This window comes from Bacteroides sp. CAG:189 (genome assembly GCF_000432295.1).
Classification (GTDB): Bacteria; Bacteroidota; Bacteroidia; order Bacteroidales; family Bacteroidaceae; genus Bacteroides; species Bacteroides salyersiae.
In genome coordinates this window covers 1-9989 of sequence record NZ_HF991031.1, presented here as the reverse complement: position 1 = coordinate 9989, position 9989 = coordinate 1, and the positions used below count along the sequence as shown (strand labels likewise).

Below are 9989 nucleotides of genomic sequence, written 5' to 3'. Positions count from 1 at the left end.
CGTGGAGCGTGGTCCGGTGGTTTATTGTGCCGAGTGGTCCGACAATGATTTTAACGTACATACCCTGCTGATGAACCGCCCTCCGGAATTGCGTGTGGTAGAGAAGCCGGAACTGCTGTACGGTCTCAATCAGATTGTAACCGATGCCCAGGCTTTGAGTTATGACAAAGCCGGAAAGTTGGCGGTGAAAGATGTAAAACTGACCCTGATCCCTTATTATGCCTGGGCACACCGTGGCGAGGGAGACATGGAAGTGTGGCTTCCGATGGAGGTTAATGCCACTTCTGCACAACCACAAAAAGGGGTGGAATGGAAGGATAACGGATTTTTCGATAATAAATAGAGTAACGCTAAATTATAATGTAATCTCAAAATTGACTGTGACAAGCAGACGATTTTTCCTTATATAAAGTCTGCTCAGGAGTACAATCCGGAGTTGACTTTCTGGATCTCCCCGTGATTATTTCCTTCGTGGGTGAAAGTGAATTACTATTATTAGGTTTGGAGTAATGATAAATACAATCAGATTTCCCTTTTTTCGGTGTATAGGGTAATATAATGTAGACAGGCAGGATTGACATATAGTGGTTCTGCCTATATTATTATGAGTGGGGAAAGTATGACGGATATTTCCCCTTTTTTGAAAGAAGTATAGAGTCTTCTTTGTACTATATGTGGTATTTTTGTCGATGTTCTGATGCATTGAACTAACACCTGATTTGTTCAATGAAGCAGATGGATCTGATTTCTTTATTTTTTTAAATATGGTTTATGTATAAATATTTAAGTCTTTGGCTTTCTTGCCTACTTTTCCCTGCATTCTCTTTTGCGCAAAGCGATTGGCAACTTGTATGGAGTGATGAATTCGACACGGACGGTCCGCCGGATTCTTCCGTATGGAACTTCGAGCAAGGTTTTACCCGCAATGAAGAGGCGCAGTGGTATCAATCGGACAATGCGGTTTGCAAAGGCGGATGTCTGGTGATTGAAGCACACAAGGAAAACAACCGTCGTAATCCATGCTATGAAGCCGGAAGCCGGGATTGGAGAAAAAACAGGGAGTTTATGGGATATACCTCTTCATCCGTAAATACTGCCGGAAAGAAAGAGTTCTTATATGGACGTTTCGAAGTTCGCGCCCGCATACCCGTGGCGAAAGGAGCATGGCCTGCCATCTGGACATTGGGCAGCAGTGCGGAATGGCCCTTGTGCGGTGAAATAGATATATTGGAATATTATCAGATAAAGGGCGCCCCTCATATTCTTGCCAATGCCGCATGGGGTACAGATGAACGGTATGTTGCCAAATGGAACAGCAAAGCGATTCCTTTTACTCATTTCACGGAGAAAGATGCCGGTTGGGCCTCAAAGTTTCACATCTGGCGGATGGACTGGGACGAAAAAGCTATCAAGCTCTATCTGGACGATGAGTTATTGAACGAGATTCCGTTGAGCAGCACAGTGAACGGAAGTCTTGGCAATCATACGAATCCTTTTATGACTCCGCAATACGTGTTACTGAATCTGGCTGTCGGTGGTATAAACGGCGGACCGATCGACGAAGAGGTACTGCCTATGAAGTATGAGATAGATTATGTGAGAGTATATCAGAAGAAAGACGAAATAGCCAGCGGGGAGATTTGGGAAGACAATAACGGGCGGCATATCAATGCTCACGGGGGCGGCGTGTTGTTTCACGAAGGGAGGTACTATTGGTTTGGCGAACACCGGCCGGCCAAAGGGTTCTCCACAGAGGTGGGGGTGACCTGTTACTCTTCTCCCGATTTGTGCAACTGGACTTACGAAGGGGTAGCATTACCTGTTTCCTCTGAAGAAGGAAACGACATCGAAAAGGGATGTATCATGGAACGCCCCAAAGTGATTTATAATGCGAAAACCGGCAAGTTCGTGATGTGGTTTCATCTGGAACTGAAAGGAGAGGGATATGCGGCTGCCCGTGCGGCAGTAGCTGTCAGTGATACGCCGGCCGGCCCTTACCGGTTTGTCCGTTCCTGTCGCGTCAATCCTGGGGTATATCCGCAGAACATGACAAAAGCGGAACGTAAAGCTAAGCTCGACACTAAAGATTATAAAACATGGTGGACTCCGGAATGGCGCAGAGCTGTGGAGCAGGGATTGTTTGCCAAACGGGATCTGAAGAGCGGCCAGATGTCAAGAGACATGACGCTGTTTGTGGATACGGACGGAAAAGCCTATCACATTTATTCATCGGAAGAAAATCTGACTTTGCAGATTGCAGAACTTACGGATGATTACTTGGGGCACACCGGTAGATACATTCGTCTCTTTCCGGGAGGGCACAATGAAGCGCCTGCCGTTTTCAAGAAAGAGGATACCTATTGGATGATTGCCTCCGGTTGTACCGGATGGGAACCGAATGAAGCCCGTATGTTCTCGGCGCCTTCTATCTGGGGGCCGTGGAAGCAGGAGGGAAATCCCTGTGTCGGCAAAGATGCCGGCAAGACATTCGGCGGGCAGAGTACTTTTGTATTGCCGGTTGCCGGTACGAATGATACGTTCATCTTTATGGCGGATGTATGGCGTCCGAAGAGTTTAATGGATTCACGTTATATCTGGTTGCCTGTTCGCTTCGGGGTGGATGGGAAACCCATTATCGAATGGCAGAGCCGATGGAGACTCCCCTAAGTGAATCGTGAAGTTCAGAGAAGTATACTTTTAGTGTAAATGACGTATAATTTTCCATTTTTGATGGATAAGCAGACAGACCGGAATGAAATTCCTCCCCTTTTGAAAGATAAATGGAGTCCTTTTTCTGTTATATCCCTTAAATTTGTCAAGTAGAATCAATCTTAAATAATATCATGAACATGAATAGGCTTTTTATCGGATTGCTGACAGCGATCATTGTACTGCTCCCTTGCCGGGAAATTTCGGCCAAACAAAAAAAAGAAGTGAAGGAAGTTCCCGACCGGGAAGTCTGGTGTGATGTCATGTATCGAATGGCTGCTCCGGTATTGAGTAACATGAGTCGGGGAGAGTTGCAGAAAAATATGCAGGTGGAGCTTAGCCCCACTTGGGACGGTCGCGATAAAAGGGTTACTTATATGGAGTGCTTCGGCCGTCTGATGGCTGGTTTGGCTCCCTGGCTCTCTTTGCCCGATGACGATACGACAGAAGGCAGACAGCGGAAGCAACTTCGGGAGTGGGCATTGCAGAGCTATGCGCAGGCTGTCGATCCGGCGAGTCCCGATTACCTGCTTTGGCGTAAAGAGGGTCAGCCATTGGTGGATGCCGCTTATGTGGCCGAGAGTTTCCTTCGCGGATACGATGCCCTCTGGATACCGTTGGACAGCTTGACCAAGCAGCGCTATATCACCGAGTTTACCCAACTTCGCCGGGTAGATCCTCCTTATACGAACTGGTTATTGTTTTCTTCAACCGTGGAATGCTTTCTTAAGAAAACCGGTGCTGCGAGCGATAATTACCGCATCACTTCGGCCCTTCGCAAAGTGGAAGAGTGGTACGTGGGTGACGGATGGTACTCGGATGGTCCGGAATTTGCTTTCGATTATTACAATAGCTTTGTACTTCACCCGATGTATTTCGAATGTCTGGAAGTCATGACCGATGCCGGGACTAAGGGTATATGGAACGTCGGCAAGGCGAATTACGGAAAGGCGGTGAAGCGCATGCAGCGTTTCGGCATGATTCTGGAACGGTTTATTTCTCCCGAAGGTTCATTTCCGGTATTCGGTCGCTCAATTACCTATCGTACAGGCACGTTGCAGCCATTGGCATTGCTCTCTTGGCGTCAGATGTTACCCGAAGAGCTGAGTGACGGACAGGTCCGTGCTGCCATGACGGCCGTTATTAAACGAATGTTTTCCGATAATCATAATTTTAATGAGAACGGTTTCCTGACATTGGGCTTCAACGGAAAGCAACCGAAAATTTCAGATTGGTACACCAATAACGGAAGTCTGTATATGGCTTCGCTTGCTTTCCTGCCGTTGGGCCTGCCTGCCGACCATCCGTTCTGGACGGATGCCCCGCAAAGCTGGACATCGAAAAAGGCATGGGAAGGAGAGGACTTCCCCAAAGATCATGCCTTTCATGAATAATACTTTAGTTTACAAACCTATATAAACACATTCCATGATGAACATAAACATAGTAAAAACATACGGAGTCGCTTTAACCGCTTTCTGCATCTGCTCATGCTCCGTCAATACGCAAACACAGAAAAATGAATATATTGTTCCGGGAGAGGTCTGGAACGATACGGAGGGAAATCCGGTGAATGCCCACGGTGGCGGTATCCTCTATCATGACGGCACTTACTATTGGTATGGCGAGTACAAGAAAGGAAAGACAGTCCTTCCCGACTGGGCTACTTGGGAGTGCTATCGTACGGATGTAACCGGTGTCAGTTGTTACTCTTCCACGGATTTGCTGAATTGGAAATTCGAGGGTATTGTGCTTCCTGCCGTAAAGGATGATCCGGAGCATGACCTCCATCCCTCCAAAGTATTGGAACGTCCGAAGGTGGTTTATAATAAGAAAACCGGGAAGTTCGTGATGTGGGCACACGTCGAGAGTGCCGATTATTCCAAAGCTTGTGCCGGAGTAGCCGTTTCGGACTCACCGGCGGGCGAGTTTAAGTACTTAGGAAGTTTTCGGCCGAATGATGCGATGAGCCGTGATCAGACTGTCTTTGTCGACGATGACGGCCGTGCTTATCAGTTTTATTCTTCCGAACACAACGCCACGATGTACATCAGCCTGCTGACGGACGATTATCTGAAACCGAGCGGGCGCTTTACACGTAACTTTATCGGGGAATCGCGCGAAGCTCCTGCTGTATTCAAGCAGGATGGCAAGTATTATATGCTCAGTTCCGGCTGTACCGGCTGGAATCCCAACGTAGCGGAGATAGCTGTGGCCGATTCGATTATGGGTGAATGGAGAACCATAGGCAATCCCTGCACCGGGCCGGATGCCGATAAGACTTTTTATGCGCAGAGCACTTATGTGCAACCGGTGGCCGGAAAAAAGAACGCTTATATAGCGATGTTCGATCGTTGGAAGAAGACCGATTTGGAAGATTCGCGCTATGTGTGGTTACCCATACAGATAGAAGGTGGTGTGCTGACCATACCCTGGCGTGATAAATGGAACATGGATGTTTTTGATAAATAAGAGTAGGGCGATGAAGCGTGTTCTGTTGTTTTTCTGCCTGTGGGTAGCCTGTACTGCCGTTGGCCGGTCACAGCGTCTGGTAGCGGTGGGAAAAGGGTATAGTTGCACTTCGGTCAATACGGCTGTATTTCGTAACAACTCCTTAGTGACGCATGGTGGCGAACAATACATCAGTTATTACGATCAGGATGTGGTTATCTGGTCATAGGGAAACGGAAGTTGGATTCGTCCGAGTGGACATTACATCGTTCCCAATATCGGGGGAATGTAAAGGATGCACATAATATTATCAGCATGATGGTGGATGGAGAAGGGTATCTTCATGTAGCTTTCGATCATCACGGCCATTCATTGAATTATTGCCGCAGTGTAGCTCCCCGTTCTTTGGAATTGGGCGATAAAGTACCCATGACCGGAGTCGATGAAGGCAATGTCACCTATCCGGAGTTCTATCCGTTGGCCGGTGGCGATGTTTTGTTTGTCTATCGTTCCGGATCGTCGGGGCGCGGAAACTTAGTGATGAATCGCTATTCAATAAAAGAACGTGCCTGGATGCGCGTGCAGGATGTACTGATCGATGGAGAAGATGAACGGAACGCCTACTGGCAGCTTTATGTGGACGAAGCAGGGACTATTCACCTCTCGTGGGTGTGGCGCGAAACCTGGATGGTAGAGACGAATCATGACATCTGCTATGCCCGCTCTTTCGACAACGGGGTCACTTGGTATAAGACGAGCGGGGAGAAATACGTTCTTCCCATCAGAGCTGCCAATGCCGAATATGCCTGTCGCCTGCCGCAGAACTGTGAGTTAATAAACCAGACCAGTATGAGTGCCGATGCCGCCGGAAATCCGTATATCGCTACCTATTGGCGCAGTTCGGACAGCGATGTTCCCCAATACCGCCTTGTTTGGTACGACGGACAGGCATGGCATAATCGCCGGGTAACCGACCGGAAAACCCCGTTCACGCTGAAAGGGGGAGGAACGAAAATGATTCCGATTGCCCGTCCGCGCATTGTGGTGGAAGCCGGTGAGACGTATTATGTTTTCCGGGATGAAGAGCGGGGCAGCCGGGTCTCTGTGGCTCATACTAAGGATGTGGCAACAGGGGAGTGGGCGATAACCGATCTCACGGATTTTCCGGTAGATGCCTGGGAACCTTCACATGATACGGAGTTGTGGAAACAGGAGCGGAAGCTCCATCTGTTCGTACAACGCACCCGCCAAGGAGACGGAGAACACACAGCAGAAATAGAACCTCAGATGGTCTATGTGCTCGAAACAGATTTAAGCAGTAAATAAATATAAATATGAAGAAAGTATATTTAATAGCGTTTGCGCTCTTATTGGTGGCTGGCGCTGGGTGTGGCGGCCCGAAAAAGTCTGCTGCATCGGATGAAGTGATAGGGATTATCGATAAAGTAAATAACTATTGGCAAACCAATCATCCCGAACATGGCCGCGCTTTCTGGGATAACGCCGCCTACCATACGGGAAATATGGAGGTATATTCCCTCACCGGCAATCCGGAGTATCTGAAATACTCGGAAAGCTGGGCCGAGCACAACCAGTGGAAAGGGGCTAAGTCCGACAATAAGGATGAGTGGAAATACAGTTATGGAGAGAGTGACGACTACGTTCTTTTCGGCGATTATCAGGTCTGTTTCCAGACCTATGCCGACCTTTATACTATCACTCCCGATGAACATAAGATAGCCCGTGCCCGCGAAGTGATGGAATATCAGATGAGTACGCCGAATCATGATTACTGGTGGTGGGCCGACGGGGTGTATATGGTGATGCCCGTCATGACGAAGATGTATAATATTACCGGAAATTCTCTTTATCTGGAGAAGCTACATGAATATCTGGCTTATGCGGACAGCATCATGTACGATGAGGAAGCGGGGCTTTATTATCGTGACGGAAAATATGTCTATCCGAAACATAAGACGATGAATGGCAAGAAAGACTTCTGGGCCCGTGGAGACGGCTGGGTATTGGCCGGATTGGCAAAAGTGCTTAAAGAACTGCCACAATCCGATCCATACCGGCAGGAATACATCGACCGTTTTTGCACATTGTCCAAATCGGTGGCTGCCTGCCAGCAACCCGAAGGATACTGGACGCGCAGCATGCTCGACTCCGAACATGCTCCAGGACCGGAAACCAGCGGAACGGCTTTCTTTACCTATGGTTTGTTGTGGGGAATGAATAATGGATTTCTGGATAAAGCCACTTATCAACCGATCGTGGAAAGAGCATGGAAATACTTGACGGAAGTGGCGTTACAGCCGGACGGAAAAGTAGGATATGTGCAGCCTATCGGCGAAAAAGCCATTCCCGGACAGGTGGTCGATGCCAATTCTACTTCCAACTTTGGAGTCGGAGCATTTCTGCTGGCGGCTTGTGAGATGTATCGGTTCCTGAAATAGAAAAACAGAACTGTATTTTAGCCTGAATAATTTATGGTCAGTAGTTAAGTAGTCAAGTAGTTAAGGGAAATGCATCAGACAAGCCATTCCTACTTAACTACTTACTACTTGACTACTTGTTGTTTAACTGCTTAATACTTGACTACTTGACGCTGTATATGAATCATTCAGGTTAAATACCTTTGTTGACTAATAAGTAATAGACTAATGCCCAATCCTGATCGTTCGCATAAGTGTCGTAGAACTGAGCTTTTATTCCATTAATTTTATAAGGATACATATAAGCACAAGAGGCTTTTCCATCTTCAAAGAAGAGGCAAAGATTGTTTCTTACTATATTCTCCGCACGTTTTTGATAGGAGTCGTCACCAGTACATAAGGCATAATAGTGATATACAGCTCCGGTTATTGTGCTCCAATAATGGGGGAAGGTATCACCAAACATTTCTTGCTTTCCAAACCAGTAGCCATCCCAGTGACGAATAGCAACTTCGTTCAAATGATAGCTCGGCTGAAAACCATTAAAAGATTCTAATACAGGCATTTGGCGTTTTACCTCATCTAAATACTTACGGATACCTGTTTCCAGATAAAGTTGTGCTAAAAATTGGATAGCAGGTGCAACAATGCTCTGCTCGTAATTCACTTCGTGTGCCGGATAATTCAGGCCATTATCAACGAATACATCGCCTGTCTTAATGAAATCTTTCAGTAGTTGCTTATATTCTTTATTCATTCCGGCGTCTTTTAAGGCATTCAATCCGGATTGTACAGGAATTCCAATCGCATAAAAGCCGTATCCAAACTGTCTGAACATGGCTTGAAGGGTTTGATAGCCATCTTTTGCAAATTGCTTGTCTTCCGTTATTTTGTACATATGGAAATAAAATTCCGCTATCCACATGTAGTTATAGCCACGATTGCGATTCTTTTGGTCTACGCTTGAGTAAGTTGTGTAATCTTCGGTTTGCAGGCGTTCCCGTATGAACTTGGCATATTGTAGCAGAGACATTTTTAGTGTTGTATCTTTTGTCAGTAGGCATTGTTTAGCTAATAGAACCCCCATTCCGTTGCGTTCAGCACCTTCATCGCGGTCCACTGGATTACAATTCGGCGTATCGTTCAGATATATGCTGTCTCCTTCGTTGTCATACACCATATAAGCACCGTCCCGAAGATCGGCAGAATCATGCAGTTGTTGATTGGTACGGATAAAATCAATGCGTTTTCGAATTAATTCGTCCGCATTATTGATGACAAGGCAATTGGCATGAGTCTGTTTATTACCGTCGTAGTAGAAATCGAAGCGCACTTCACCTGTTTGTTGCATCGGAAGTTCCACTACATAGATATTATCTTCTTGTTTTATTGATACGGGTATCCCATTCATTTTTGCCGTACAGTTTTTTAATATTTGGGAGCTATGAAGTTCTACACGGGCAATTTCTCCTTTTTCAAGAACATATTTATTGCATGAGACGAGTACATTGCCTCGTTCCAATAATTTATTACGGAAATCTTCATTCCCGTTGTGAGAGAAAATATTCCATTCTAACGTATAACTTTCTCCGGGTTTTAATTGGATGTCCGGCAGGTTCAGGGCAAAAATACCTCGCGTGTGTGAGTTTGCTTTTTCGAGTCCCCGCTCCCAAATTTCATAGCTTTTAACAGCACCTTGAGTTACCACCAATCCTAAATGGGGCGCAAAAGCTCCCATACGGAGTGCATTGACATAAGCAGCATTTTCTCCCTCCCAAATGTGTACGTTGGTGCGGGAATTAATACATTGTTGTGCACTGGGATAATTGTCGTTAAAGGGGGTATAGATGCCCATATCATGGACATAAATAGTTTTTTTCCCTCTATTGGTAAAAGTATATCTTTCTACCAATCCATTGTTATCTAATGTTCTTTTAACTCTAATTTGTACATCTCCTTCACGATAGGTCACTTCCATGCCATCGGCATTGATTTCCGAAGGGATTTCCCATTCTTTTTTTATGCTTATTCTATCTTTGGTGATGGTGAAATAACCTAATCCCCAGCCATAATTTTCTTTTATCCAGGGATATTGCGTACCGTCAGTCTTTACCAACCAATTCATATTGTATTTATCGCCTTTAATTCTCAATTCGCTGAGAGCACCGGTAAGAGGAGATGTTTTTAATTCAATGGAAAAATCTTCAGCCAATAAAAGGTCTGAAATTCCTAACATTACTATCAGGATTCCGAAATTCTTTACTAATTGTTTTCTCATGATGTCGGTTTGTTCAAATTCCACCTTAATAAATAATAATTAAGAGGATAGGTTTATGTATTTATTTGTTTTTTTAGAGCCTGTTTAAATTTTGCTCAGTATTATTTTGAGAG

Annotated in this window: 5 protein-coding genes and 2 pseudogenes (1 of these 7 running past the window's edge); 6 read left to right on the top strand and 1 reads right to left on the bottom strand. The window is 45.8% G+C overall.

The genetic code is table 11. The annotated features are described in order from the left end of the window. The 6 genes and pseudogenes from QVP90_RS05305 to QVP90_RS05280 form a co-directional block, all read left to right on the top strand. A pseudogene (locus QVP90_RS05305) lies at positions 1 to 343 on the top strand (glycoside hydrolase family 127 protein) (it extends 1707 nt beyond the left edge of the window). A 428-nt stretch (positions 344 to 771) separates the two neighbouring features. Then, positions 772 to 2667, top strand: coding sequence for a family 43 glycosylhydrolase (locus tag QVP90_RS05300; RefSeq protein WP_021935854.1), 1896 nt, complete (start codon positions 772 to 774; stop codon positions 2665 to 2667). Positions 2668 to 2849: 182 nt separating this feature from the next. After that, positions 2850 to 4103, top strand: coding sequence for a DUF2264 domain-containing protein (locus QVP90_RS05295; RefSeq protein WP_055295628.1), 1254 nt, complete (start codon positions 2850 to 2852; stop codon positions 4101 to 4103). Between the two features lie 37 nt (positions 4104 to 4140). Further along, positions 4141 to 5181: a glycoside hydrolase family 43 protein gene (locus tag QVP90_RS05290; RefSeq protein WP_021935852.1), complete on the top strand. Its 1041-nt coding sequence runs from the start codon at positions 4141 to 4143 to the stop codon at positions 5179 to 5181. Positions 5182 to 5191: 10 nt separating this feature from the next. Continuing rightward, positions 5192 to 6486, top strand: a pseudogene (locus QVP90_RS05285) (BNR repeat-containing protein). 8 nt (positions 6487 to 6494) lie between these two features. Beyond that, positions 6495 to 7619, top strand: coding sequence for a glycoside hydrolase family 88/105 protein (locus QVP90_RS05280; protein ID WP_021935849.1), 1125 nt, complete (start codon positions 6495 to 6497; stop codon positions 7617 to 7619). A gap of 172 nt (positions 7620 to 7791) precedes the next feature. Here QVP90_RS05280 and QVP90_RS05275 read toward each other — a convergent pair whose 3' ends face one another. Beyond that, positions 7792 to 9834, bottom strand: coding sequence for a DUF5695 domain-containing protein (locus tag QVP90_RS05275; RefSeq protein ID WP_374728445.1), 2043 nt, complete (start codon positions 9832 to 9834; stop codon positions 7792 to 7794). Between the last annotated feature and the right edge of the window lie 155 nt (positions 9835 to 9989).

Coding starts and splice junctions, on each gene's coding strand:
- QVP90_RS05280 (WP_021935849.1), top strand. CDS start 6,495: ATGAAGAAAGTATATTTAATAGCGTTTGCGCTCTTATTGGTGGCTGGC.
- QVP90_RS05275 (WP_374728445.1), bottom strand. CDS start 9,834: ATGTTAGGAATTTCAGACCTTTTATTGGCTGAAGATTTTTCCATTGAA.
- QVP90_RS05290 (WP_021935852.1), top strand. CDS start 4,141: ATGAACATAAACATAGTAAAAACATACGGAGTCGCTTTAACCGCTTTC.
- QVP90_RS05300 (WP_021935854.1), top strand. CDS start 772: ATGTATAAATATTTAAGTCTTTGGCTTTCTTGCCTACTTTTCCCTGCA.
- QVP90_RS05295 (WP_055295628.1), top strand. CDS start 2,850: ATGAATAGGCTTTTTATCGGATTGCTGACAGCGATCATTGTACTGCTC.